24 protein-coding genes and 1 pseudogene are annotated in these 25,424 nt (G+C 74.1%); 7 read left to right on the top strand and 18 right to left on the bottom strand.

The genetic code is table 11. The features are described 5' to 3' along the window. Positions 1–116: 116 nt before the first annotated feature. Entirely contained in the window at positions 117–2,063 is a 1,947-nt protein-coding gene (locus tag ACRAS8_RS26140) for an anthranilate synthase family protein (protein WP_438488444.1), read from the top strand. Here ACRAS8_RS26140 and ACRAS8_RS26135 read toward each other — a convergent pair. From ACRAS8_RS26135 to ACRAS8_RS26115, 5 genes are all read right to left on the bottom strand, one after another. Further along, positions 2,029–3,045 (bottom strand): 2-hydroxyacid dehydrogenase, encoded by a 1,017-nt coding sequence (locus ACRAS8_RS26135; RefSeq protein WP_438490595.1) that lies wholly within the window; start codon positions 3,043–3,045, stop codon positions 2,029–2,031. The genes ACRAS8_RS26140 and ACRAS8_RS26135 overlap by 35 nt on opposite strands. 171 nt (positions 3,046–3,216) lie before the next feature. Continuing rightward, the gene (locus ACRAS8_RS26130) at positions 3,217–4,245 is read right to left on the bottom strand and encodes a 6-phosphofructokinase (protein ID WP_438488443.1); all 1,029 of its coding nucleotides are present in this window, start codon (positions 4,243–4,245) and stop codon (positions 3,217–3,219) included. A gap of 191 nt (positions 4,246–4,436) precedes the next feature. After that, complete coding sequence (locus ACRAS8_RS26125) at positions 4,437–5,108, bottom strand: response regulator (protein ID WP_438488442.1); 672 nt, start codon at positions 5,106–5,108, stop codon at positions 4,437–4,439. Next, entirely contained in the window at positions 5,101–6,414 is a 1,314-nt protein-coding gene (gene macS, locus ACRAS8_RS26120; RefSeq protein ID WP_438488441.1) for a MacS family sensor histidine kinase, read from the bottom strand. Before macS ends, ACRAS8_RS26125 begins: the two co-directional genes overlap by 8 nt. A gap of 99 nt (positions 6,415–6,513) precedes the next feature. Next, on the bottom strand, positions 6,514–7,221 hold the full coding sequence (locus tag ACRAS8_RS26115) for a lysophospholipid acyltransferase family protein (protein WP_438488440.1): 708 nt from the start codon (positions 7,219–7,221) through the stop codon (positions 6,514–6,516). Positions 7,222–7,458: 237 nt separating this feature from the next. Between ACRAS8_RS26115 and ACRAS8_RS26110 the strand changes: the two genes are divergently transcribed. Together ACRAS8_RS26110 and ACRAS8_RS26105 are read left to right on the top strand one after the other, a co-directional pair. Next, positions 7,459–8,256, top strand: a complete 798-nt coding sequence (locus ACRAS8_RS26110) for an alpha/beta hydrolase (protein ID WP_438488439.1) — start codon at positions 7,459–7,461, stop codon at positions 8,254–8,256. After that, a complete protein-coding gene (locus ACRAS8_RS26105; RefSeq protein WP_438488438.1) occupies positions 8,243–8,797 on the top strand; it encodes a hypothetical protein in 555 nt (184 codons plus the stop codon). The genes ACRAS8_RS26110 and ACRAS8_RS26105 overlap by 14 nt, the downstream gene beginning before the upstream one ends. Before the next feature lie 18 nt (positions 8,798–8,815). Here the strand turns inward: ACRAS8_RS26105 and ACRAS8_RS26100 are convergent, their stop codons facing one another. The 6 genes from ACRAS8_RS26100 to ACRAS8_RS26075 all read right to left on the bottom strand — a co-directional run bounded on the left by ACRAS8_RS26100 (position 8,816) and on the right by ACRAS8_RS26075 (position 13,955). Further along, on the bottom strand, positions 8,816–9,640 hold the full coding sequence (locus ACRAS8_RS26100; protein ID WP_438488437.1) for an endonuclease/exonuclease/phosphatase family protein: 825 nt from the start codon (positions 9,638–9,640) through the stop codon (positions 8,816–8,818). A 5-nt stretch (positions 9,641–9,645) separates the two neighbouring features. Continuing rightward, complete coding sequence (locus ACRAS8_RS26095) at positions 9,646–10,587, bottom strand: ROK family glucokinase (RefSeq protein ID WP_438488436.1); 942 nt, start codon at positions 10,585–10,587, stop codon at positions 9,646–9,648. A gap of 138 nt (positions 10,588–10,725) precedes the next feature. Then, the gene (locus ACRAS8_RS26090) at positions 10,726–11,199 is read right to left on the bottom strand and encodes a DUF5304 domain-containing protein (protein WP_438488435.1); all 474 of its coding nucleotides are present in this window, start codon (positions 11,197–11,199) and stop codon (positions 10,726–10,728) included. A 104-nt stretch (positions 11,200–11,303) separates the two neighbouring features. After that, the gene (locus tag ACRAS8_RS26085) at positions 11,304–12,509 is read right to left on the bottom strand and encodes an ArsA family ATPase (RefSeq protein ID WP_438488434.1); all 1,206 of its coding nucleotides are present in this window, start codon (positions 12,507–12,509) and stop codon (positions 11,304–11,306) included. Positions 12,510–12,511: 2 nt separating this feature from the next. Next, positions 12,512–12,997: an SRPBCC family protein gene (locus ACRAS8_RS26080; RefSeq protein ID WP_438488433.1), complete on the bottom strand. Its 486-nt coding sequence runs from the start codon at positions 12,995–12,997 to the stop codon at positions 12,512–12,514. A 181-nt stretch (positions 12,998–13,178) separates the two neighbouring features. Next, on the bottom strand, positions 13,179–13,955 hold the full coding sequence (locus ACRAS8_RS26075) for a metallophosphoesterase family protein (protein WP_438488432.1): 777 nt from the start codon (positions 13,953–13,955) through the stop codon (positions 13,179–13,181). A 272-nt stretch (positions 13,956–14,227) separates the two neighbouring features. On the opposite strand from ACRAS8_RS26075, the gene ACRAS8_RS26070 reads away from it, so the two are divergent. Then, on the top strand, positions 14,228–16,024 hold the full coding sequence (locus ACRAS8_RS26070) for an AMP-dependent synthetase/ligase (RefSeq protein WP_438488431.1): 1,797 nt from the start codon (positions 14,228–14,230) through the stop codon (positions 16,022–16,024). Between the two features lie 100 nt (positions 16,025–16,124). Here ACRAS8_RS26070 and ACRAS8_RS26065 read toward each other — a convergent pair. Beyond that, positions 16,125–16,847, bottom strand: a pseudogene (locus tag ACRAS8_RS26065) (glycosyltransferase); the annotation flags it as partial. Here ACRAS8_RS26065 and ACRAS8_RS26060 point away from each other — a divergent pair. Next, positions 16,741–18,078: a glycosyltransferase 87 family protein gene (locus ACRAS8_RS26060; RefSeq protein ID WP_438488430.1), complete on the top strand. Its 1,338-nt coding sequence runs from the start codon at positions 16,741–16,743 to the stop codon at positions 18,076–18,078. The pseudogene ACRAS8_RS26065 and the gene ACRAS8_RS26060 sit on opposite strands and share 107 nt — an antisense overlap. Before the next feature lie 31 nt (positions 18,079–18,109). Here ACRAS8_RS26060 and ACRAS8_RS26055 read toward each other — a convergent pair whose 3' ends face one another. The 6 genes from ACRAS8_RS26055 to ACRAS8_RS26030 all read right to left on the bottom strand — a co-directional run bounded on the left by ACRAS8_RS26055 (position 18,110) and on the right by ACRAS8_RS26030 (position 23,767). Beyond that, positions 18,110–18,886 carry a hypothetical protein gene (locus tag ACRAS8_RS26055; protein ID WP_438488429.1) on the bottom strand — a complete coding sequence of 259 codons (777 nt, stop codon included), beginning with the start codon at positions 18,884–18,886 and terminating at the stop codon, positions 18,110–18,112. Positions 18,887–18,962: 76 nt separating this feature from the next. Beyond that, entirely contained in the window at positions 18,963–19,460 is a 498-nt protein-coding gene (locus ACRAS8_RS26050) for a hypothetical protein (RefSeq protein WP_438488428.1), read from the bottom strand. A gap of 62 nt (positions 19,461–19,522) precedes the next feature. Beyond that, entirely contained in the window at positions 19,523–20,569 is a 1,047-nt protein-coding gene (locus tag ACRAS8_RS26045; protein ID WP_438488427.1) for an NlpC/P60 family protein, read from the bottom strand. Between the two features lie 235 nt (positions 20,570–20,804). Next, a complete protein-coding gene (locus ACRAS8_RS26040; protein ID WP_438488426.1) occupies positions 20,805–21,830 on the bottom strand; it encodes an NlpC/P60 family protein in 1,026 nt (341 codons plus the stop codon). A 305-nt stretch (positions 21,831–22,135) separates the two neighbouring features. Next, entirely contained in the window at positions 22,136–23,452 is a 1,317-nt protein-coding gene (locus ACRAS8_RS26035) for an NYN domain-containing protein (RefSeq protein WP_438488425.1), read from the bottom strand. A gap of 75 nt (positions 23,453–23,527) precedes the next feature. Beyond that, positions 23,528–23,767, bottom strand: coding sequence for a hypothetical protein (locus tag ACRAS8_RS26030; RefSeq protein WP_438488424.1), 240 nt, complete (start codon positions 23,765–23,767; stop codon positions 23,528–23,530). A gap of 185 nt (positions 23,768–23,952) precedes the next feature. Between ACRAS8_RS26030 and ACRAS8_RS26025 the strand changes: the two genes are divergently transcribed. Then, positions 23,953–24,687, top strand: a complete 735-nt coding sequence (locus ACRAS8_RS26025) for a rhomboid family intramembrane serine protease (RefSeq protein WP_438488423.1) — start codon at positions 23,953–23,955, stop codon at positions 24,685–24,687. Then, positions 24,684–24,965, top strand: a complete 282-nt coding sequence (locus ACRAS8_RS26020) for an Lrp/AsnC family transcriptional regulator (protein WP_438488422.1) — start codon at positions 24,684–24,686, stop codon at positions 24,963–24,965. Before ACRAS8_RS26025 ends, ACRAS8_RS26020 begins: the two co-directional genes overlap by 4 nt. Positions 24,966–25,424: the final 459 nt, after the last annotated feature.

The raw sequence follows: 25,424 nt of genomic DNA, 5'->3' as shown, positions 1-25,424 counted from the left end.
GCGGCCCACTGATTCGCGTACGCATCCCACAGACCGCGAAGGCCGCCCGAGGGGCGGCCTTCGGTGTTCCCGCGGCCGTTCCCTCCGTACCGGAAGCACTCCCGGAAGGAACCGCCATGCACCCCGATCCCCAGACCCGGCCCGACGCCGCCGCGCTGGTCCAGCGGCTGCTGGACCCCGCCTGCCCGCCGTTCGCCCTGCTCCGCCGCCGCGCACCGGGCCGGGACGACACCCTCGTCGAGGTGCTGATCGGCGAGGTGACCGAGGTCGGGCGCCTGGCCGACATCCCGCTCGGCGAGGGGGCGCCGGCCGCGCCGGTCACCGACGCGCTGGCCCTGGTCCCGTTCCGGCAGATCCGCGAGCGCGGCTTCCGGGCCCACGACGACGGCACCCCGCTGGCCGTGCTGCGCCCCGCCGAGCGCCACGAACTGCCGCTGGACGCGCTGCTGGCGGCGCTCCCGGCGCATGCCGTGCGGGTGGACGACGGGGCCTTCGACGTCGACGACGCGGCCTACGCGGAGATCGTCGAGCGGGTGGTGCGGGAGGAGATCGGCACCGGCGAGGGCGCCAACTTCGTCGTCCGCCGGACCTTCGAGGGGGAGATCCCCGGCTTCTCGGCGGCCGACGCGCTGGCGCTGTTCCGTCGGCTGCTGGCCGGCGAGCGCGGCGCGTACTGGACGTTCGTGGTGCACCGGCCGGGGGTGCGCACGCTGGTCGGCGCCAGCCCGGAGGTGCACGTCCGGATGGCCGGCGGCACCGTGGTGATGAACCCCATCAGCGGGACCTACCGCTATCCGGCCGAGGGGCCCAGCCCGGAGGACCTGCTGGCGTTCCTCGGCGACCGCAAGGAGGTCGAGGAGCTGTCGATGGTGGTCGACGAGGAACTGAAGATGATGTGCACCGTCGGCGACCGGGGCGGGGTGGTGGTCGGGCCCCGGCTCAAGGAGATGGCGCACCTCGCGCACACCGAGTACGAGCTGCGCGGCCGCTCCACCCTGGACGTGCGGGAGGTCCTCAAGGAGACGATGTTCGCGGCGACGGTCACCGGGTCGCCGGTGCAGAACGCCTGCCGGGTCATCGAGCGGCACGAGCCGGTCGGCCCGGACGGGCGGGGCCGCGGCTACTACGCGGGCGCGCTGGCGCTGATCGGCCGGGACGCGAGCGGGGCGCAGACGCTGGACTCGCCGATCCTGATCCGCACCGCGGACGTAAGCGCCGAAGGCAGGCTGCGGGTGCCGGTCGGCGCCACCCTGGTGCGCGCCTCCGACCCGGCCGGCGAGGTCGCCGAGACGCACGCCAAGGCGGCCGGGGTGCTCACCGCGCTGGGGGTCAGGCCGGCGCCCGCGCGGCCCGCGGCCGGACCGGTGCCGCGGCTGGCCGACGACCCGCGGGTGCGGGCCGCGCTGGACGCCCGCCGCGCCGACCTGGCCCCGTTCTGGCTCCGGATGCAGACCACCGCCCCGGTCGCCGGGCTGGACGGCCACGCCCTGGTGGTCGACGCCGAGGACACCTTCACCGCGATGCTGGCGCACCTGCTGCGCACCTCGGGGCTGACGGTGACGGTCCGCCGCTACGACGAGCCGGGGCTGCGCGCGGCCGCCCAGGCGCACGAGGGACCGGTGGTGCTGGGCCCGGGGCCCGGCGACCCGTCCGACACCGCCGATCCCAAGATGCGCTTCCTGCGGTCCCTCACCGCCGACCTGGTGGCGGATCACCGCCACGGCCTGCTCGGGGTCTGCCTGGGCCACGAACTCCTCGCCGCCGAGCTGGGGTTGGAGATCGTCCGCAAGGAGGTGCCGTTCCAGGGCGCCCAGGAGCGGATCGACTTCTTCGGGCGGACCGAGACGGTGGGCTTCTACAACACCTTCACGGCCCGCTGCGACGACCGGACCGCGGCCGAACTCGCCATGCACCGCGTGGAGTTGAGCCGGGACGAGACCACCGGCGAGGTGCACGCGCTGCGCGGCCCGGGCTTCGCCGGGGTGCAGTTCCACCCCGAGTCGGTGCTGACCCTCGACGGTGCCGCGGTCACCGCGCGGCTGCTGGCAGCTGTCCTCGTCTGACCAGGAGGTTCTCGCTGGTGCGGCCGGCCAGATGGTCCTCCACGTTGGCCACCGTGGTCGCGATGATCTGGCCGACCGCCTCCTCGGTGAAGTACGCCTGGTGCGAGGTGACCAGCACGTTCGCGAAGGTCATCAGCCGGGCCAGGACGTCGTCGCCGATGACGTCCAGGGACTTGTCCCGGAAGAACAGCCCGGCCTCCTCCTCGTAGACGTCCAGGCCGACGCCGGTGAGCCGGCGGGCCTTGAGCGTCTCGACCAGGGCCGCGGTGTCGATCAGCCCGCCGCGGCTGGAGTTGACCAGGATCGCGTCGTCCTTCATGGCGGCCAGCGCGGCGGCGTCGACCAGGTGCCGGGTGTCGTCGGTCAGCGGGACGTGCAGGGTGACCAGGTCCGCCTCGGCGAACAGCCGCTCCCGGGGGACGTAGTGCATACCCAGCGCCCGGCACTCGGGGTTCTCCGCGAGGTCCCAGCCCAGCAGCCGCATCCCGAAGCCGTGGGCGATCCGGGCGAAGGCGGTGCCGATCCGGCCGGTGCCGAGCACCCCGGCCGTGCGGCCGTGCAGATCGCGGCCCATCAGGCCGTCCAGCCGGAAGTCGAAGTTACGGGTGCGGTGGGTGGCCGGGATCAGCCGCCGGTTCACCGCCAGCGCCAGCAGCCAGGCGAACTCGGCGACCGCGTACGGCGAGTAGGCGGAGACCCGGCCGACGGTCAGGAGGAGGTCGGCCGCGGCCTCCAGGTCGATGTTGTTGAAGCCGGTGGAGCGCTGGGCGACCATCTTGGTGCCGCCGGCCGCGAGGGTCTGCAGCACCTCGGCGCGCAGGTCGTCGTTGACGCTGGTGGAGACGACCTCGTAGCCGTGCGCGATGGGGGCGGTGTCGCGGTTGAGGAAGACGTCCAGGCAGCGGACCTGATGGCGGCCCGCGAACGCCTGCTCCAGGAGCGGCCGCTCGTCCGCCTGCACGCCGAAGGCGACGATCTCCACGGTCTTCTCCCCGTTCTCCCCCGAGGAAGCAGCGGGCTGGACGTACCAGATATGCCGGGTATACCGCTTATGACGGATGTATCGCGTCATGGCGAATACGGCGAATATACGGCCCCTCGCCCGGCGGTGCCGCCCGGGAAGCGAACGGCACCGCCCGGCCGGGGCCCGGCGTCAGCCGAAGAAGACGCCGGCCTCGGCGTAGAGCGCCGGATCGACGGTCTTCAGCCTGGCGGTCGCCTCCGCCAGCGGCACCCGGACGATGTCGGTGCCGCGCAGCGCGACCATCACGCCGTAGTCGGCGTCGTGCACCGCGTCGATGGCGTGCAGCCCGAAGCGGGTGGCCAGCCAGCGGTCGAAGGCGCTGGGGGTGCCGCCGCGCTGGGTGTGGCCGAGGACGGTGGTCCGGGCCTCCTTGCCGGTGCGCTGCTCGATCTCCTTGGCCAGCCACTCGCCGACGCCGGACAGCCGCACGTGCCCGAAGGAGTCGGTGCTGCCGTCCTTGAGCACCATCTCGCCGTCCTTGGGCATGGCCCCCTCGGCGACCACCACGATCGGCGCGTAGCTGGCCTTGAAGCGGGACTCGATCCAGCGGCAGACCTCGGCGATGTCGAAGCGCTGCTCCGGGATGAGGATGACGTTGGCGCCGCCGGCCAGGCCGGAGTGGAGCGCGATCCAGCCGGCGTGCCGGCCCATCACCTCCACGACCAGGACCCGCATGTGGGACTCGGCGGTGGTGTGCAGCCGGTCGATGGCCTCGGTGGCGACCCCGACCGCGGTGTCGAAACCGAAGGTGTAGTCCGTGGCCGACAGGTCGTTGTCGATGGTCTTGGGCACGCCGACGCAGGGGATGCCGTGCTCCATGAAGAGCCGGGAGGCGACGCCGAGGGTGTCCTCGCCGCCGATCGCGATCAGCGCCTCGACCTCCTGTTTGGCGAGCGTCTCCCGGATCCGGCGGACCCCGTCCTCCTCCTTGAAGGGGTTGGTCCGCGACGAGCCGAGGATGGTGCCACCGCGGGGCAGGATGCCGCGCACCGCCGGGATGTCCAGCCGCACGCCGGTGCCCTCCAGAGGGCCGCGCCAGCCGTCCCGGAAGCCGACGAACTCGTATCCGTACTCCTGGGTGCCCTTGCGGACGATGCCCCTGATCACCGCGTTCAGACCCGGGCAGTCGCCGCCGCCGGTCAGTACTCCGACCCGCATCGCTTCACCTTCATCCCGTCCGTGGCCGCGTACGGCCGTCCGTGAGCATTAATGCCGGCCACGCTAATGGTGACCTGGCTCACTCCGGGATGGTGCGGGCGGCCGATTCCCGTCCGCTGCACGGGAGTTGACGCGCGGCGTTCACCCTTACGAGCGGACGGCCGCGGCCCCGGCGGGGGACGTCCGGTGCCTCAGACGCCGTCGAGGCCGCGCTCTATCGCGTACCGCACCAGCTCGACGCGGTTGTGCAACTGGAGCTTGCCGAGGGTGTTCTGGACGTGGTTCTGCACCGTGCGGTGCGAGATGACCAGCCGCTCGGCGATCTGCTTGTACGAGAGCCCCTTGGCGACCAGGCGCAGCACCTCCGTCTCCCGCTCCGTCAGCCGGGGAGCGCCCGGGTCGTCAGCGGTCGCGGGGGACGGCTCCGCCGCCAGCCGGCGGTACTCGCCGAGGACCAGGCCGGCCAGGCCCGGGGTGAAGACCGCGTCGCCGGCGGCGGTGCGGCGGACCGCGTCGAGCAGCTCCTCGGTGCTGGCGGACTTCAGCAGATAGCCGGTGGCGCCGGACTTCACCGCCTCCAGGACGTCGGCGTGCTCGCCGCTGGCGGAGAGGACCAGCACCCGCAGCGACGGATCGCCGCCGACCAGTTCCCGGCACACCTGGACGCCGGGCAGGCCCGGCAGATTGAGGTCCAGGACCAGCACGTCGGGCGCCGCGGCCTGGGCCCGGCGCACCGCCTGGAGCCCGTCCCCGGCCGTCGCCACCACGTCGAACCCGGCCTCCGCCAGATCCCGGGCGACCGCGTCCCGCCACATCGGGTGGTCGTCGACCACCATGACCCGCAGGCCCGTCTCGTCACTCATGTCCGTGCCTCCCCCGTCGTCCGCCCTCGGGCGCGCGGCCCTTGGGAACCTTCAGCTCCACTTCCGTGCCCTGGCCGGGGACCGAGATCCACTCGGCGCTGCCGCCCAGCTCCCGCAGCCGGCCGCGGATCGACAGGGCCACCCCGAGGCGGCCCTCGCGCTCGGCCGCGGCGAGCCGCCCCTCGGCGATGCCGGGGCCCTCGTCGCGCACCGTCACCAGCACCGCGTCCGGTTCGTCCTCCACCAGGATCCACGCGCGGGCGTCGGCCCCCACGTGCACCCGGACATTGTCCAACGCGGCACCGACAGCGGCGGCCAGCTCCCCCGCGGCCACGGCCGGCAGCACGACCGGGGAGCCCGGGCCGGAGAGCGCCACCCCGGCCCCGGCGTGCGGGGCGAGCAGCGCCATCAGGTCACAGGGACCGCCCGGCGGCGGGCCGGGGACCGCCGCCGGGCGGGCCGGCGCCGCGGCGTCCTGCGCGGGGCCGGCCGCGGTCCGCTGCCGGGGCACCGGTCCGACGGCGATCAGGGTGCGCAGCGCCACCTCCTGCTCGCCGGCCATCCGGCCCAGCTCGGCCGCCTCGCCGCCGATCGCGGTGCCGCGCCGCTGCACCATGGCGAGCACCTGCAGCACGCTGTCATGGATGTCGCGGGCCAGCCGCTCCCGCTCGCGGGTGGCGGCCTCGATCTGGAGGGCGCGGGCCAGGGTGCGCTCACTGGCCCGGGCCACCTCGACGACATAGCCGATGGCGACGCTGGCCACCCACACCAGCACCACGTTGTGGACGGTGTCCCGGGCGAACCCCTGGCGCTCGAAGAGGTTGACCGCCGCCACGATGGCGGAGGCCACCGCGGCCCACCGCCAGCCGCCCTTGATGGCGAAGCCCAGCACGGCACCCGCCGTCCAGATGGACGGCAGCGTCGGGGCGCCGCCCATGATGCGGGCCTGGGTGTCGATCAGGGTCGTCAGCAGGATGCCGCCGACCGCGAAACCGAGGTCGGCGACCAGGAACTGCCGGGTGCAGCGCTCCGCGGACATCGTCCGGCGCCAGGTCAGCGCCGTCCAGAGGGTGAGCGCGGCCATGTAGGCGGCGGCGCCCAGCGGGTGCGCGTAGCGCGGGTAGGCGACCGCGAACAGGCCCAGGACGTAGACCAGAGTCAGGATGCGGTAGCCGGTGAGCGCCCGCCACAGCGGCAACTCGACGGACATCCGCAGCGCCTTCGGGCGCCCGCCCGGCCGCGCGCCGCGGCCGCCCCCGGCGGCGTCGCCCGCGGTCCGTATGTCGTCCCTGTCGGCATCCGTCATGCCGGCCCCACCCCTCACCAGGGCCGCCCCGCCCCGGTCTCGGCTCGTCCGTCCCGTCTGTCCGGCGGCGGCCCGAACGGCCCCGCGCGGTGACAGGGCCTACGCCCCGGCCTTCTTCTGCGCCTCGGCGGCCTTGGCCGCCTCGGCGATCTGCCGCTTGGCCGCGGTCGCGTAGATGTCGACGTACTCCTGGCCGGAGAGCTTCATGATCTCGTACATCACCTCGTCGGTGATCGAACGCAGGATGTAGCGGTCGCCCTCCATGCCCTGGTAGCGGCTGAAGTCCAGCGGTTTGCCGATCCGGATGCCGGGCCGGACCATCTTGGGAAGGACCTTGCCGGGCGGCTGCACCTTCTCGGTGTCGATCATCGCCACCGGGATGACCGGCGCCCCGGTGGCCAGCGCCACCCGCGCCAGGCCGCCCGGCTTGCCGCGGTAGAGGCGCCCGTCCGGGGAGCGGGTGCCCTCCGGGTAGATGCCGAACAGCTCGCCGCGCTCCAGCACCTCGATACCGCTCCTGATGGCGGCCTCGCCGGCGCCGCGGGCGCCCGAGCGGTCGACCGGGAGCTGCCCCACGCCCTTGAAGAACGCGGCGGTGAGCTTCCCCTTCACGCCCGGGGAGGTGAAGTACTCGGCCTTGGCGATGAAGGTGACCTTGCGGTCGAGGACCGCGGGCAGGAAGAACGAGTCCGAGAAGGACAGGTGGTTGCTCGCGAGGATCGCCGGGCCCTCGGCGGGAACGTTCTCGATGCCTTCCACCCAGGGACGGAACGCGAGCCTCAGCGGACCGCCGATGGAAAACTTCATTGCGCCGTAGATCAACCGACTGCCTCCTGTGTCTGACGCACTGACCTTAACCCCCGCGCGGCGCGCCGGGGGCCGCGGCGGGCCACGAGACCGCGCGCGGGCCCGCCGGAGGCCGTGCGCAGGGCGGTTTCCGGCGGGCGTCCGCGCCCCTGGCCGGGCCACGGCCCTACCCCCGCCGCGGTCACTCCGCGTACCCTGAGGTAACCCGCGAGCCCTCTCACCGATCGGAGTCCCCCGGTGCCGCTCCTCCCCGGAGCCGAGCCGTTCCGCCGCGACGGCGGAGACGTCGGCGTCCTCGTCTGCCACGGCTTCACCGGCTCCCCGCAGTCCGTCCGCCCCTGGGCCGAGTACCTCGCCGACCGGGGCCTGAGCGTCACCGTCCCCCTGCTGCCCGGCCACGGCACGCGCTGGGAGGACATGCAGCTGACCACCTGGCAGGACTGGTACGCCGAGGTCGACCGCGAGCTGCGCGCGCTGGCCGAGCGCTGCGCCAGGGTCTTCGTCTGCGGACTGTCCATGGGCGGCGCGCTGGCCCTGCGGCTGGCCGCCCGGCACGGCGACACCCTCAGCGGCGTCGCCCTGGTCAATCCCGGCAACAGGGTCCATGACACGGCGGCCCCGCTGCTGCCGGTGCTGCGGCACGTCGTCCGCTCGACGAAGGGCATCGCCAGCGACATCGCCAAGCCCGGTGCGGTGGAGGTCGGTTACGACCGGGTGCCGCTGCACGCCGCGCACTCGCTGCGGCGGTTCTTCCAGCTGGTCGACTCCGAACTCCCGCGCGTCACCCAGCCGTTGCTGGTGCTGACCAGCCGGCAGGACCACGTCGTCCCGCCCGTCGACTCCGAGCGCATCCTCGGCCGGGTCTCCTCCACCGACGTCCGGCACATCCTGCTGGAGCGCAGCTACCACGTCGCCACGCTCGACCACGACGCGGAGCGGATCTTCCAGGACACCCACGACTTCATCACCCGGCTCGCCCCGGAAGCCCGGCCGGAGGCGGCCGAGGAGGGGACGGCGGCCCGTGGCGGAGCGTAGCCCCCGCGACCCCCGGGACCCGCTCGACGAGGAGGCCGCGTGGGCCGAGATCGTCGCGGGGTACGGCGAGCGGCCGGAGTTCCCGGCGGCCGGGGAGCGCCCGGACCGCGCGCCGGCGGACGGCGACGCCCCGGACTCCCCCGCCGCGCGCCCCGGTGACGGCACGCCCGGCAGCCCGCCCGACGCTCCGCCGTCGCGCCCCGGCAGCTTCGTGGTCTACGCCCCCGGCGTGGGGCCGCGCGACTGGACCCCGGAGCAGCCCTCCGACGACGACCTCGACGAGACCGACGAGGGCCACTTCACCCCGCCCGAGCCGCCACCGCTGCCGAGCGCCGACACCACCACCAAGTTCGCCTGGATCGCGGCCCTGGGCGGTCCGCTGCTGCTTCTCGGCACGGTCGTCCTCCAGCAGCCGGTCACCTGGTGGATCGCGGTGCTGGGCATCGGCGGCTTCCTGGGCGGCCTGGCCACCCTCTTCGCGCGGATGGGCAACGACCGGGACGACGACGAGGACATGCCGGGCGGCGGCGCGGTCGTCTGAGGACCACGGGCCGGCCGGTCAGCCTTCGGCCGGCACCCGCAGGGCCGCCAGCACCGGCAGATGGTCCGAGGCGGCCAGCAGATCGGCCGCCCGCAGGCCCGGCAGGCCGTACGGCACACCGCAGCCGAGCACCTCGACGCCGCCGGTGGCGAACAGCGCGTCGATCCGCTGCCGCGGTGCGTGCGGCGTGGAGGTGAACTCCCCGCCCCACGGCGCGGCCGCCCAGCCGTCCCGGAGCGCCCCGGCGATCCGCCGGAAACTCCGGCCGTCCGGCCGCTCGTTGAGGTCCCCGCCGACCACCGCGTGCGGCACGCCCAGCCCGGCGACCCGCTCCAGCAGCAGCCCGGCCTGGCCGTACCGCTCCCGGGCGTCGAGGCTGAGGTGGCAGCTGACGACCCCGAGCCGGGCCCCGGCGAAGCGCAGCACGGCGGTGGCCAGGCCCCGCTGGTGCAGGCCGGGGGTACGGGGCAGCAGGACGTCCTCGGTGCGCTCCACGTGGGCGCGGAGCCGGGCGAGGATCATCGGGCCCGCGGTGGTGGCGCCGCCGGTGACGTACGTCAGGCCGGTCGCCCGGGCGAGGCGCTCGGCGGCCTTGCGCCAGCGGAAGAAGCGCGGCGCCTCCTGGACGAGGACGAGATCGGGGGCGCAGGCCCGGATGACCCGGGCCAGCGCTGCCCGATCGTCGCGCAGGGAGCGGATGTTGTAGCTGAGCACCCGGACGACCGCGCTGCCGTCGGCCTCCGTGGCGGAGGGCGGGAGTCCGGCGGCGGAGCCGGCCGCGCCGCTGCCGGGACCGGGGTCCGCCGTGCCGGACGCGGTCCGTCCGGAGCGCTCGGCCGCCATCCGCGTCAGCCCTGGCGCGCCAGGTCGGCGGCGCCGACCAGCCCTGCCTTGCCGCCGAGTTGGGCGGCGAGCACCTGGGCGTGCGGCCGCCACTGGCTGCCGACGAGCCAGCGCCGGAAGGACTTGCGGATCGGGTCGAGGACCAGCTCGCCCTCGTCCGAGACGCCGCCGCCGACGATGAAGGCCGACGGGTCGAAGAGCGAGGCCAGGTCGGCGAGGCCGGCGCCGGCCCAACGGGCCAGTTCGCGGAAGGAGTCGACGGCGACCGGGTCGCCCTGGCGGGCGGCGGCGCTGATGTGCCGGCCCTCGATGCCCTCGGCGGTGCCGTCGCCGAGCGCCAGCAGGATCTCGGCGTTCTCGGGGGTGGCGAAGGCACGCTGCCGGGCGTAGCGCAGCAGGGCGCGGCCGGAGGCGTACTGCTCCCAGCAGCCCTGGCTGCCGCAGCCGCAGAGCAGGCCGTCGGGGACGACCCGGATGTGGCCGAACTCGGCGGCGACGCCGAAGCGGCCGCGGCGGAGCTTGTTGCCGATGATGATGCCGCCGCCCAGGCCCGTGCCGAGGGTGATGCAGATGACGTCGCTGTGGCCCTGGCCGGCGCCGAAGCGGTACTCGCCCCAGGCCGCGGCGTTGGCGTCGTTCTCGACGACGACGGGGAGGCCGACGCGCTGCTCGACCTTGTCCTTGAGCGGCTCGTGGCGCCAGTCGATGTTCGGGGCGAACAGCACCGTGGCCCGCTTCTCGTCGACGTAGCCGGCGGCGCCGATGCCGACGGCCTCGACGTGGTGGCCGGCTCCTACCGTGCGGACGGCGTCCGCGATGGCCTCGGTCAGCGCATCGGGTCCTTGCGGGGTCGGTACCTTGCACGTCTCAAGGATCGAACCCTCTTCGTCGACCACGCCGGCCGCGATCTTCGTGCCGCCGATGTCGACGCCGATGGTGAGTCCCATGTGTCCCTCAGTTTTCGCTCGAACCCCGCCGGGACCCACCGTACCGGAGGCAGGGGGAGCTCCCTCGCCGGTCAGGGCCGCCGGGGCGGGGAGCGCGGGGGGATCGCGGGGGCTCTCCGGCGCCCGCGGCGGCGGGCGTCAGTCGAGGTCGATGCGCTCGGTGCCGGCCGGGCCGTCGTCGCGGGGGTCGTCGGCCGGGCCCTCGGGGCGGCCGGCCGGGCCGGTGTCGCGGGTCCAGCGGCGCTCGCTGCCCGTCACCGCGGAGCGGTAGGCGGCCAGCAGCTCGGAACCGGCCGCGGCGAGGTGGTCGAAGACATCGGGATTGCGCTCGATGACCGGCTCGACGGCGGCCTTGGCCTGCCGCAGCAGCTCGCCCACCGCGCCGCTGGCGGCGATCCCGCCGAGCGCGCCGGGCAGTTGGATGGCGGCGAGCTTGTCGGTCACCGCCTCGGCGAGCCGGCGCAGCTCCTCGGCGGCGCTGCCCGGCTGGGGGCCGTACTCGGCCCGGCGGCGGGCCTGTTCCGCAGCGAGGTCCTCGGCGCAGGCCGTCTTCCAGGCGTCGGCGTCCGGCTCGGCGCGGCGGTCGGCGGGGCGCTCGGTGGCATCACTCATGGCGGACTCCGTGGACTCCTGCGGGCGGTACGGACCGTACGGGTGCCGTGCGCGGACGCACGGCGGTGACGTCTTACGACGTTACCCGAACGGGGGTGCCGGGATCAGTCGCTCGACGCGGTCCGCGGCCAGAGTCCCGGATCGGGGGTGAAGCGGATCTCCAGGGCGCCGTCGCGCAGGGAGGCGCCGGAGACGGTGCAGCGGCGCAGCGCGGAGGGCAGGGTGCGGATCCGCCGGAAGCGGCCGACGGTCACCACGATCTCGTCGCCGCGGCGTACCAGGCCGAGGCCGTCCCGCCGGGCGCCGGGCAGCGGCACCCGCCAGACGAGGAGGCCGTCGGACGCCAGCCGGTCCTCGACCGTCCAGGGGTCGTCGGCGGGCGGCGCGGGGGGCGGAGTGCCGGCGGCACCGTCGAGCAGCGCGCCGAGCTCCTCGACGCCCTGGGGGTCGCGGCCGAGGTGCGGCACCTCGTGGACCGGGATGTCGGTGAACTCCTCGCGCAGCGCCTTCAGGGCGGTCTGCTGGATGCCGGAGAGCCCGGCGAGGAAGGGGTCGGCGGAGCCGGTGGGCAGCAGCCGGTTGACCAGGACGGCGTCGGTGCGGCGGCCGTGCAGCGCCAGGCCGGCGCGGAGGGTGCGCAAGGCCGCGGTGGCGACCGGGCCGGCGTCGGTGACCAGCCGGACGGTGGTGCCGGGGGCGTCCACCACCCGCTGGACGGCGGCGAGTTCGCGCTCCCAGCGCTCGGCGGCCTCGTACAGCTTCTGGGCCGGCATGGGGACGCCGGCGAGCTGGGCGAGCACCGGGCGCAGCGCGCGGGCGGCCTGGCGCTCGGGCGGCAGCAGGCGGCGGAGGTAGCGGCGGACCTGTGCGGGCAGGGCGAGCAGCCGGATCGTTTCGGCGGCCGGCGGCATGTCGACGACCAGGAGGTCCCAGGCGTCCGAGGCGTGTGCGGCGCGCAGCGCGTGCAGCAGCGCGAAGGACTCGGAGCCGGGGAGTTCGGTGAGTTCGTCCTCGTCGAGCGGGGCCGCGCCGAGCAGGTCGAGGGCGGCGCCGGCGCGCTCCTGGAAGGCGAGGAACTCCTGGCGGAAGCGGTCGGCGGGGTCGATGCGGTGGGCGTGCAGGCCGGGGGCCGCCGCTATCGGCGCGGGTTCGGCGACGCCGGGGCGGACGCCGAGGACCGCCTCCGGGGCGCTGCTCTGGGTGGTGAGCAGGAGGGTCCGCGCGCCCTGCCGGGCACCGGCCAGGGCGGTCGCGGCGGCGAGCGTGGTGCGGCCCGCGCCGCCGGGGCCGGTGACGAGGACGGTCCGCACGCTCAGTGCTTCTCGGCCTCGTCGTTGGCGGTCGCGCCGGACGTGGCGGGGCCGCTCTCGACGCGCTTCTTCAGCCCGGCCAGCGCCCGGTCGATGATGACCTTCTCGGCCTTGCGCTTGATCATTCCGAGCATCGGGATCTTGACGTCGACGGTGAGCTGGTAGGTGACCTCGGTGCGGGTGCCGCCGGCGAGCGCGGTGAGCCGGTAGGAGCCGTCGAGGACGCGCAGCATCTGCGACTTGACCAGCGACCAGCTGACCTCGTTCTCGCCGGTCCAGGTGTAGGCGAGGGTGTGGTCGTCCTTGATGGCGCCGGCGTCCAGCACCAGGCGCACCTTCTCCGCGCGGCCCCGGTCGTCGGTGGCCAGGATCTCGGCCTTCTTGACCTCCCCGGTCCACTCCGGATAGCGGGCGAAGTCGGCGATCACTCCCATCACCTCGGCCGGTGCCGCCTCGATCGTGATGTTCGAGCTGGTGTGTTCGGCCATCGCCGTGACTCCTCCATGCCGATTCATGCCGGTCCGCCGACCCTTCCCCGGGCTCTCCGCTCCGAGCCGGGGCGACCCCGTTGCGCGGTGTCTGTGCTGCTGAAGGCTACCGCGCGGCGCAACCCCGGCCGACACCAGCGGGCCCACCGCGACGGCCCGGCCGCGCGGCCCGGTGCCGGGCTCACCACTCCAGCACGTACGGCCTGCCGGTCGCGTTGAAGTGCCCGACATTGACGCATTCCGTACCGCCGACCCGGGCCCGGCGGGCCAGCGGCTGGTGGACGTGGCCGAAGAGGGCGTAGCGCGGCCGGGTGGTGCGGATGGCGTGCAGCAGGGCGGCGCTGCCGCGCTCGAAGCGGCGGGCGACGGTGTCGTAGCAGAGTTCGGGGACGTCCGGCGGGATGTGGGTGCACAGCACGTCCACCTCGCCGACCGCCTCGATCTTGGCGGCGTACTCCTCGTCGCCGATCTCGTAGGGCGTCCGCATCGGGGAGGTGAGGCCGCCGCCGACGAAGCCGAAGACCCGGCCGCCGATCTCCACCCGCTGCCCGTCGAGGACGGTGGTGCCGGGCCGGGCGTATTCCGGCCACAGACGCGGGATGTCGACGTTGCCGTAGGTGGCGTAGGTGGGGGTGGGGAACGCGGCGAAGAGATCGGCGTACTGGCGGCGGACCGCGGCCTCGATGACCTCCTCGCGGCTCGCGCCGTCGCGGTCCAGCCCGGCCCAGAGCCGGCGGCCCAGCTCGCGGGCCTCGTCGAAGCGGCGGGCGGTGCGCAGTTCGATCAGGGCGGCGGCGTTCCGGGCGCCGAAGAGGTCGGGGAAGATGCCGCGCGAGTGGTCCGCGTAGTCGAGGAAGAGGACCAGGTCGCCGAGGCAGACCAGGGCGTCGGCCCCGTCCCCGGCGGCCGCCAGGTCCCGGCTGTTCCCATGGACATCACTCACCACGTGCACGCGCATGACGTCACCCTATGAGCGCGCGGGGCGCCGCGGGGAGGCGGGGCGGTCCGCCGGTTACTTTCGGGTCACCTCTGGGCTGGACTAGTCTGCGCGTGCAGTCCCCAAGACGTGTCCGCCCACATGTGACGCATCGAACATCTGGCCGCGCACCCCTATCCCAAAGGCAATACCGGTGGGTAACGTCCGGCCCGTCCAATCCCCCGCATGATCATGGACCGCAAGCCGGTGCGCACACAGCGTCGTGGTGCCGGCGCTTTCGAGGAGCAGCAGTCTTGCGCGAGTTCAGCCTTCCGGCCCTGTACGAGGTCCCCGCGGACGGCAATCTGACGGACCTGATCCGCCGCAATGCCGCGCAGTACCCGGATGTCGCGGTCATGGGACGGAAGGTGAACGGCACCTGGCAGAACGTCACCGCCGCCGCCTTCCTCGCCGAGGTCCGGGCGGTCGCCAAGGGCCTGATGGCCGCCGGGATCGAGCCGGGTGACCGGATCGGCCTGATGTCGCGCACCCGTTACGAGTGGACGCTGCTGGACTTCGCCATCTGGAGCGCGGGCGCCATCACCGTCCCCGTCTACGAGACCAGCTCCGCCGAGCAGATCCAGTGGATCCTCGGCGACTCCGGCGCGGCGGCCTGCCTGGTGGAGACGCCCGACCACGAGGCGACGGTGGAGTCGGTCCGCGACCGGCTGCCGGACCTGGCGAACATCTGGCAGATCGAGCGGGACGCCGTCGCCCGGCTGCGGGCCGCCGGCGACGGCATCACCGACGAGGCGGTCGACGAGCGCAGCGCGCTGGCCACTGCGGACTCCCCCGCCACCATCGTCTACACCTCCGGCACCACCGGCCGCCCCAAGGGCTGCGTGCTCAGCCACCGCAGCTTCTTCGCCGAGTGCGGCAACGTCGTCGAGCGGCTGAAACCGCTCTTCCGCACCGGCGACTCCTCGGTGCTGCTCTTCCTCCCCGTCGCGCACGTCTTCGGCCGGCTGGTGCAGGTCGCCTCCGTCATGGCGCCCATCAAGCTGGGCCACGCGCCGGACATCAAGAACCTCACCGACGACCTGGCCTCCTTCCGGCCGACGATGATCCTGGGCGTCCCCCGGGTCTTCGAGAAGGTCTACAACTCCGCGCGGGCCAAGGCCCAGGCCGACGGCAAGGGCAAGATCTTCGACAAGGCGGCGGAGACCGCGATCGCCTACAGCCGGGCGCTGGACACCCCCGGCGGGCCCTCCTTCGGCCTGAAGGTGAAGTACAAGGTCTTCGACCGGCTGGTCTACGGCAAGCTGCGGGCGGTGCTCGGCGGCCGGGCCACCCACGCCATCTCCGGCGGCGCCCCGCTCGGCGAGCGGCTGGGCCACTTCTACCGCGGCATCGGTTTCACCGCCCTGGAGGGCTACGGCCTGACGGAGTCCTGTGCGGCCACCGCGTTCAACCCCTGGGACCGGCAGAAGATCGGCACGGTCGGCCAGCCGCTGCCCGGCTCGGTGGTCCGGATCGCCGACGACGGCGAGGTGCTGCTGCACGGCGAGCACCTCTTCAGCGCGTACTGGAACAACCCGACGGCCACCCAGGAGGCGCTGTCCGACGGCTGGTTCCACACCGGCGACCTCGGCACCCTCGACGAGGACGGCTACCTCGCCATCACCGGCCGCAAGAAGGAGATCCTGGTGACCGCGGGCGGCAAGAACGTCGCCCCGGCCGTCATCGAGGACCGGATCCGCGCCCACGCGCTGATCGCCGAGTGCATGGTGGTCGGCGACGGCCGCCCGTTCATCGGCGCGCTGATCACCCTGGACGAGGAGTTCCTGCCCCGCTGGGCCGAGGAGCACGGCCACCCGGCCGACGCGACGCCCGCCGGGCTGGCCGACGACCCCGAGCTGCTGGCCGCCGTGCAGCGCGCGGTCGACGACGGCAACGCGGCGGTCTCCAAGGCCGAGTCGGTCCGCAAGTTCCGTATCCTGCCGACCCAGTTCACCGAGGAGTCCGGGCATGTGACGCCGTCGCTGAAGCTGAAGCGGAACGTCGTCGCGAAGGACTTCGCGGAGGAGATCGAGGCGATCTACCGGGGCTGACGGGCGCCCTCGCGCCGTTGGGCTCAGTGCGGTCGCGCGCCTGTCGGCCGTCCGTGGTCGCTCGCGCAGTTCCCCGCGCCCCTCACCGGGCACGGGGAACCTACAGCAGCTCCCGCAGCCGCTCCGCGAGCAGGTCCCAGCGCCACTTCTCCTCCACCCAGGCACGGCCCCGCTCGCCCATCCTGCGGCGCAGGTCAGCGTCCTTCAGAAGCGTGACGAGGCGGTCGGCGACGGCCTCCGGGGAGCCGCCGGGGACCACCCAGCCGGTCTCGCCGTCCAGCACCGCGTCCGGAGCACCGCCCGAATCGCCCGCGACGACCGGGAGTCCGGTGGCCGACGCCTCCAGGTAGACGATGCCCAGCCCCTCGACGTCCAGCCCGCCGCGGCGGGTGCGGCAGGGCATCGCGAAGACGTCGCCCGCGCCGTAGTGGGCGGGCAGCTCCTCCCACGGGACGGCACCGGTGAAGCGGACCGCGTCGGCGACGCCCTTCTCCAGGGCCAGCCGGTGCAGCCGCGCCTCGTGCGGGCCGCCGCCGACGATCAGCAGCACCGCGTCCGGCACCGCGGCGCGGACCGCCGGCAGCGCCTCGACGAGGGTGTCCTGGCCCTTGCGCGGGACGAGCCGGGAGACGCAGACCACCACCGGCCGGCCGGCGAGCCCGAGCCGGGCCCGTACCGCGTCGCCGCCCGAGTCCGGGTGGAAGGTCTTCGTGACGATGACCAGCACCGACAGCGGGGCGGACCCGACGGGCCCGCCCACCCGGTCCGCCCCGCCCGGCACGTCCGCCCGGGCCGCCCGGACCGCCGGTTCCGCGGTCGCCGCCTGGACCGCCTGGGCCGCGACCCGGGCGCTGCTCCTGCTGTGCGTCCTGCGGGTGCTGGTGCTGCCCGGCCCGGACGTCACCACCGACGTCTCGGTGATCTACCGGGGCTGGGCCGAGGTCCTGCGCTCCGGGACCTTCCCCCTGAACGACGTCACCTGGCAGTACCCGCCGGCCGCCGCGCTGCCCGTCCTGGCCCCCGGCCTGCTGCCGTTCCTCTCCTACCCCACCGCGTTCTTCGTGCTGGTGCTGGCCGTGGACGCGGCCGCGCTGGCGCTCTTCCTGCGGGCCGGCGGCACGCCGGGGCACCGCCGGGCCGGGGCCTGGGCATGGATCGCCGGCGTCGCCCTGCTCGGCCCGACCGCCTACGCGCGCTACGACCTGCTGGTGGCGGCGGTGGCCGCGGCGGCGCTGTTCGCGGCGGCCCGCCGGCCGCGCACCGCGGGCGCGCTGGTCGCCTGCGGCGCCCTGCTGAAGGTCTGGCCGGTGCTGCTGCTGGCCGGGGCGCCGCTGCGCGGCCGCCGGGCCCGCGCCCTGTGGCGGAGCGCCGCCGGCTGGGCCGCCGGGCTGACGCTGACCGCGGTCGTCGCGGCGCCGGGCGCCCTGGCCTTCCTCACCTTCCAGCGCGACCGCGGCACGGAGGTCGAGTCGCTGGGCGGGCTGGTCCTGCACCTCGCCCGGCACGCCGGCTGGCCCGGCGAGGTGCAACTCCACTACGGCTCGCTGGAGTTCCTCGGCCCCGGCGTGCCGCTCGTCAGCGCCCTCTCGCTGGTGCTGACCGGCGCCGCGCTGGCCTGGCTGGTCCACTGGCGGCTGCGCGCCGCCGGGACGCGCGGCGAACCCTCGGTGCTCTGCGACGCCGCCTTCACCGCCGTCCTCCTCTGCACCACCACCAGCCGGGTGATCAGCCCGCAGTACCTGCTGTGGCTGGTCGGACTGGCCGCGGTCTGTCTGACCGTACGGGCGAGCCGGCAGGCCCTGCCGGCCGCGCTGGTGCTGCCGGCCGCCGGGCTGACCCTGCTGGAGTTCCCGGTCGGCTTCGCCGACGTGGTGGCCGGCGACACCCGGGGCATCGCCCTGCTGGTGCTGCGCAACGGCCTGCTGGTGGCCGCGTCCCTGCTCGCCTGCCGCCGGCTGCGGACCGCCACCGCCCCCGGCCGGAGCGCGCGACCGCCCGGACTGCCCGGCCCTGCCGCCGAACTCCCGCCTGCCGCGCGGACGACGCGGGTCTGACGACGGGACCTGGACGAGTGAGTCCGCCCCCTCAGCCCAGTTCGCGGCGCACATAAGCGCGCCACATCGCGGTGAACTCCGCCAGCCCGACGCCGAGTTGCTCGCGCATGGCGCGCTCCACCAGGCCGCTGCGGTGACTCCTGGGGCCGTGGCCCACCGCGGGGGCGGCCGGGCGGGCCGGGGCCGTCGGCACGGCCGTCCGGGCCTCCATGGGCGCCGTCGCCGGACCGGCCGCCGCGTCGCGGAGCCCGCGCCGCCCGGTGTCCCGGTAGAAGGCGATCAGCCGGTCCTCGCCCCACTTCCCGGCGATCAGCCGGCAGGCCAGCCAGCCGCCCTCGTACGCCTTGGCCAGCCGTTCCGCGCCGGCTCGGAAGCCGAAGTCGGCGTCGCCCGGCAGGCTCGCCGGCTCCCGTCCGGCCGCGACCGCCCGGGAGAGCTCCGGCGCGGTGACGGCGGGCCGGCGGTGCACCTCCCGATAGGCGACCCAGTCCGCGAACCCCTCGGAGAGCCACAGCGGGGTGGCGGACGTGGTGAGCCCGCGGGTGGCGACATGGGTGGTCTCGTGGGTGAGGACCACCGAGCGGCCCAGGTCGTTGAGTTCCTCGTACGCGTCCGGGTTGACGATCACCCGGTCCGCGGGGGCCGCGGCCGACGCGCCCGCCTCGCCGGTGGTGACCGCCGCGATCCCGGCGTACCCGGACGGATCGTCACCGCCCATCAGCTGCGCCATCCGCTCGACGCTGTCCGGCGCCTCCACCACCACCTTCCGCGCCCAGGTCCCCTTCCAGGCCGCGGAGACCGCGGGCACCGCCGCGTCCACCCTGGACCCAGCGCGCAGCGGTCCGCGCCCCGCCCAGGACGGCTGACCGGGTGAGGACCGGGCCCTACTGGGCGGCGCCCTGGTCGCCCGCGCCGTCGGAGTCGGAGCTGACCAGCCAGCGGCCGCCGCGCTCGGTGAGGGTGAGGTACTGGACGCTGGTGACCGGCGCGGTGTCGAAGCCCTTGAGGCGGTAGCGCAGCCGCACCTGCGCGGCCAGCCGCTTCCCGTCGCCGAGCGGCAGCCGGAAGGCGCCGGTGGACACCAGGTCATAGCGCCAGTCGGCGAGCGGGACGGCGGCGAGGTGGTCGAAGACCGCGCGCTGCCGGCCGCGGAAGGCGGTGGCCCGGGGATCGACGGAGGCCAGGAAGGCCGCGGCGTCGTGCCGCCGGACGGCGTCGGCCCGCGCGTCGAGCATCCGCTGGGCGCCGGGGTACTGGTCGGTGGGCCCGTCCGCGGGGGCGCAGCCGGTGAGCTGGACGAGCAGCGCCAGCAGCGGTGCCGCGCAGCCGGCCGCCCGCGCGGCCCGCCACGGCCCCTGGTGTCGCGCCCTCTGGTCCGGCATGCGGCCGATCGTAAGGGCGGCCCGGCCGGGGCAACACCGCAGGGGGCGCGGCCGGGAACGGCTCAGGGCCGGGTGATCGCCTGGATCGGCATCATGCCGACCGGGTCGTAGCGCACCCGGGCGCCCGGGTAGGGCGCGTGCACGACCTGTCCGTTGCCGACGTACATCCCGACATGGCTGGCGTCCGAGCGGTAGATGACCAGGTCGCCGGGGCGGGCCTCGGACAGCGGGATGCGTGCTCCGGCGCCGCGCTGGGCCTGCGAGGTGCGCGGCAGCGAGACACCGGCCTTGCCGTAGGCCCATTGGGTGAGACCGGAGCAGTCGAACGCCCCGGGACCGGCGCTGCCCCAGGCGTACGGGGAGCCGACCGCGGCGCGCACCGCGGCGACCGCCGCCGCGGCCCGGTCCGTGCCCGGCACGATCCCGGTGAGGTCCGGGATGAACTCGTCCTGGCCGTCGCTGCGGGTGGCCCGGTCGTAGGCCGCCCGGGCCGGTGCGGGCAGGGAGTCGAGCAGCCGCCGCGCGCCGGCCAGCTTCCGCTGGACGTCCTTCTTGTGGCGGGCCACCTCGGCGCGGCCGGCCTCCAGCACGGCCAGCTTCCCGGCCGCCTCGTGGCGCTGCTGCTCCAGCTGCCGGATGGCGGCCCGTAGCCGGTGCAGCTCGCGGGCCTCGGTGCCGTTGAGCCGGTCCAGCGCGGACGCCTTCTCCAGGTAGCTCTCGGGCCGTTCGGAGAGCAGCAGCCGGACGGTGGGGTCGATCCCGCCGGAGCGGTACTGGGCGGCGGCCAGCGCGCCGAGCCGGGCCCGCATGCGGTTGACCCGCGCCAGGGTGCGGGCGGCGCCGTCCTGGAGGGCCGACACCTCGTCACGCAGCGCGTCGGTGCGGGCGGTGGCGCCGTTGTACTTCTCGGTGGCCCGCTCGGCCTCCTCGTAGAGCTTGCCGATCTGTGCGGCGGCGCCCTCCCGGCCGGCCGACGGATGCTCCGAGGGGTCCGCGCTGGCGGGCTGAGCCGACAGGGCGGCGGCCGCGGTCGCCAGGGCGGCGGACAGGACGGTGACCGAGGCGAGGGTGGTCTGACCGCGCTGCGAGGTACGGCGATGGGACACCACGAGGGCCGCAACTCCTTCCGTGTGCAGCCCCTGCCGCCCGGGCGGGACGGTCGGTGATCCGGCAGCTGCGAGGGCAGACAGTAACCGCGTCCCGGCACACCGGCCAAAGACCGCTTCGCCTGCACGAAAAGCCGCTCCGCCGGTGACTTCGCAGGTCACCGGCGGAGCGGAAGGTCAGCGGCACAGGCCGCAATTCGCCCGATCGGGCGGAGGGTTGCGGGTTTTGTGAGTCTTTTCAGACCCGCACGCCGAACTGGAACGGCATGTTGTTGATCGATTCGTAGCGGACCGCGGCGCCCGGCTTCGGGGCGTGCAGCACGGTGCCGTTGCCGGCGTAGAGGCCGATGTGGTGCAGGTCGCCGTAGAAGAGCACCAGATCGCCGGGCTTGAGGGCGCTCTGGGAGCCGATCCGGGTGCCGGCGTTGGCCTGCTCCTGCGAGGTGCGCGGCAGCGACTGGCCGGCCTGCGCGTACGCCCAGGACGTCAGGCCCGAGCAGTCGAAGGAGGACGGGCCGGTCGCGCCCCAGACGTAGGGGGACCCTATCTTCGACTGGGCGGCGGCCAGGGCGGCCGCACCGCGCTGCGAGGCGGGCACGTCGTTGCCGAGGTCGACCCGGTCGTTGCCGCGGTTGGCGCGGTCGTTCGCGCCCTCCATGGCCGCCCGCTCCTTGGCGGTCAGCGTGTTGAGCAGCTCCTGCGCCTTGGCGAGCTTGCCCTTGATCTCGTCCTTCTTGTCGCCGAGCGACTTGCGGGTCTCGGAGAGGTCCTGGATCTTGCTCGCGGCCTCGGCGCGCTCCTGGGCGAGCTGGCGCTGTTTGTCCGCGATCGTCCTGAGCTGCTCGGCCTGCTTGCCGCTCAACTGGTCGAGGGTGGCGGCCTTTTCGAGGTAGGTGTCCGGGTCGCCGGAGAGGAACAGCTGGACCGAGGGGTCGATGCTGCCGCTGCGGTACTGGCCGGAGGCGATGGCGCCCAGGCCCTTGCGCAGCTGGTTCAGCTCGCCCTGGCCGCGGGCGACCTTGTCCTGGAGGTCGTCGACCTCTTTCTGGAGCTTGTCCTGCTGCTCCTTGACGCCGTTGTACTTCTCGGTGGCCTGCTCCGCGTCGTTGTAGAGCTTGTCGACCTCGGACTTGACGTCCTTCTTCGACGGGGTCGGCTCGGCGAACGCCGCCTGGGACGAGAGGGCGACGGCCGCGGCGGCGGTCGCGGTGAGCACGGTCACACGAGTACGGCTCGGCTGTTTGGGTCGACGGTGGGACGCCACGGGGGCGAGCTCCTTCTTCCTCCAGCCGCCTACCGGGAGTGGGGGGAGCATGGCCCCGGCTCCGCGCGAACGCCGCGGACTCGGCGGTACCTTCACTGACCATCCCGGTTGGATAATCACCTGTATGAAGGTTCGAGGCCCGACCTTAGTAACCGAGTTGTGATCGCTTCAAATCCTCCCGGGGAAAATGTGTATCGGGAGCCCCATCTTTTACCAACATCACACGGCCCGTGAGCGCCATTTGACGCTCCGGTACGGCGCGCGGGCACATCCCCCCGGCACCATTCCGGGCAACAGGGGATATGTCAGGTTCGGGCAAGTCGCTTGAGCAGCAGGGCCGATGCGACCGGCCGGGCCCCCGCCTTGGCGACCCCGTCGGCCACCTCGCGGTCCGAGGAGACCACCACCACGGGCCGGCCGGCCGGCTCGGCCCGGACCAGCTGGCGGATCAACTCGTCCGCCGTCACGCCCGGTTTGCTGAACAGCACCCGCACCCCGCGCGGTGGCGCCAGCAGCACCGGCGCGGCCAGCTCCGCCCCGTCGAAGACACAGGTCATCTCCGCACCGGTCTGCGCCGCCAGCACCGCCAGGCCGCCCAGCAGCCGCAGCCGCTGCTTCTCCAGCGGCATCGTCGGATAGCCGGTCTTGGTGACGTTGTAGCCATCCACCACCAGGTGTGCCTGGGGCAGCGCCAGGAGTTGGTCCAGCAGCGCCGGATCGGTCTCCGACAGCGCCCGGGCGGCGATGTCCCTGGGCGTCATACGGCCCGGCGCGACCGCGTCGACGGTGTCCGCCGGGCGGCCCGCGGCGGGCGGCAGCGCCAGCTCGCGGCGCAGCCCCTGGGCCGCGTCCAGCACCGTGTCGAGCAGCAGCCGCAGCCGCATGTCCTCGACGCTGCGGCCCTCGCGGGCGGACCGCCGGCTGGCCTCCAGGGCCGCCTCCGCCTCCGCGATCCGGGCCTTGAGGCGGCGCAGTTCGCTGTCGGCCGCGGTCTTCTCCGTCGCCGCCCGCTCCCGCGCCTCGGCCAGCGCGGCCTCGGCCTTGCGGGCCGCCGCCTCACCGCGCTTGACGTCGCTGAGCGCGCTGCGCAGCCGGCGCTGCAACGACTCGTTCTCCTTGCGGGCCGCCTCCAGGTCCGTCCGGACCCGGTCCGCCTCCGTACGGGCCTCGCCGCGCGCCCGCGCCAGCTCCTCGCGCAGCCGGGCCAGCTCCCGCTCGGCCTCCTCGCCGGCCCGCTCGGCGCGCGCCCGCTGCGCCTCCTCGCCGGCCGCCGCGACCAGCTTGACCCAGCCCTCGGGACGCAGCACATACGCCGCGGCCGCGACGTCCAGCGGGTCGGCGGCGGCGGGCGGGGTCCCCTGTTCCAGGGCGTCGGCGAGCTCCGGCTGGGCCTCCCGGAGCTTGCCGGCGATCCGCTGCCGGAAGACCGGGTCGCTCTCCAGCGCCGCGGCCATCGCGTTGCCGGCGAACTTGGCCCGACGACTCGGGGTGAACCGGGCGTACTGCCGCAAGGGGGGCGGCAGTTCGGCGACCGTCAGCGCCCCGAACCACTCCGCGGTGAGCGCCACGACACGGCGCCGTACGCCCTCGGGCAGCGGCTGGTCGAGCACCTCGTCGGCCACCCCTCCGGGCGCGTCCGCACACTCGGCCCCCGGAGCCCCTTCTGGACGTTCCACCACGGCTGCATCGCTCCGATCTCAGGCGCTCGCGCCCGGACGGTCCACCAGCTCGATCTGGTCGACCGCGTTGCACCAGCGGCAGCGCACGGACTCGATCGTCTCGCTGACGACCTCGCGCTCCTCCACCCGCGGCTCCCCGGCGAGGTCGAGGTGGACGTACTCCACGACCTTGGACCGACGGGTCACGTCGAACCGGGTGAGGTTCCCGCAGAGCGTGCAACGCCACCGGGTTTCCGCCGTCGGCAGGGGAACAGCCATCGTGTCGTCCTCTTTCGTGCTCGTGCTGCGATGCGGCTCACGCGGTGCGCCGTCGGACTGCGGAAATACGCAACGTACTGCTTGCAACCCTACGGCCTGACGGCGGGCCGGTGCGGGCCCGCCCGGAAGCCGGGACCCGGCGAGGCGGTCTGTCCCGTGTGCCCGCATTACGCCATGATCACTTCATGACGGCGCCCGTCCACCCCGTCCGCTCGCTGCGCGCGGTGTTCTCCCGGATGACCAACGTGCTGATCGGCCTGTGCTGCGCGCTCTTCGTGCTCGGCCCGGTCTCCGGCCTGAACCGGGCGTACGGCACCGGTGACGCCCTGGTCCACGCCCAGAACGGGTACTTCGCGCGCTGGGGTGTGATTCCGCTCGATGTGTGGAGCGGCTCGCCGCGGGCCCTGCTCACCCCGCTCACCGCGCTGTTCGTGCACGCCAACTGGCTGCATCTGCTCGGCAACGTGCTGTTTCTGTACGTTTTCGGCGGCATGCTCGAAACCCGGATGGGCCGGCTCCCGTTCACCGTCTTCTACCTGACCGCCGGCTACCTGGCGCTGCTGGGCTACGCGGCCGCACACGCCTCCTCGGCGCAGACGCTGGTCGGCGCCTCCGGTGCCGTCTCCGGCGTCCTCGGCGCCTTCCTCTTCCTCTTTCCGCGGGCCCGGGTCACCAGCCTCTTCCCGTTCCTGTTCTTCCTGCCGCTGCGGTTCCCGGCCTGGCTCGTCCTGCCGTTCTGGTTCTGCCTCCAGTGGCAGGCAGCCGACCACGACCCGGCCGGCCCCGGCGTCGCCTACCTCGCCCACGTCGTCGGCTTCGCCCTGGGCTTCCTCTACGCGTGGGCCCGCTACGGACGGCGGGATACTGTGGGTGCCACCAGGGACAACGGACCGTCGGCCGAGGGAGAGAGCCAGCCGTGATCACGTCGATCGTGCTGATCAAGACCAGCGTGGATCAGATCCCCGAGATCGCCGAGCGGATCGCCGCTCTGAACGGCGTCAGCGAGGTCTACTCCGTCACCGGCGCGTATGACCTCATCGCGATGGTGCGGGTCGCCAACCACGACGACCTCGCCGACGTCATCCCCGGCCGCATCAGCAAGGTGCCCGGCGTCGCGTCGACGGAGACGCATATTGCGTTCCGCACGTATTCGCAACATGACCTTGAGGCCGCGTTTTCCATCGGTCTCGACGCGTAACGCTGCGCTTGACCTTGCTTCCCACGTAGTCGGCTTTCCCGCCGTAGGGGTTCGCCTTTTTGCGCCTGGCGGCGCTTGCTTGTTGTCCGCTGCGCGGGGCTTTTGGGTGCGGTGCCGGGCCTCCGGGGCAGGGGTGTGCCGGACTGCTGTCGCTTTACGTCCGGCACACCCCTGCCCCGGAGGCCCGTCACCTCCCGTGGGTGGTCATGGAAACGGTGAGTGGGGGCGTGCGTGAGTGGTCCGTGCGGGTCGCTCATCAGTCGAGAATTGCCGGTCACCCATCAGTCCGGGGCCTGCACTAGCCCACCGGGCATGAGCCGCAACCGGCCTGTCATCTGACCCTCAACGGGAGGGGACGGGTCGGAGGGGCAGGGGGTGTGTCCGGACGTAAAGCGACAGCAGTCCGGACACACCCCCTGCCCCGGAGGCCCGGCACCGCGGTCGAACAGCCCCGCGCAG

Origin of the sequence: Streptomyces sp. S186 (assembly GCF_051603415.1) — a bacterium.
GTDB lineage: Bacteria > Actinomycetota > Actinomycetes > Streptomycetales > Streptomycetaceae > Streptomyces.
This window is presented reverse-complemented; position numbering and strand designations above follow the sequence as displayed.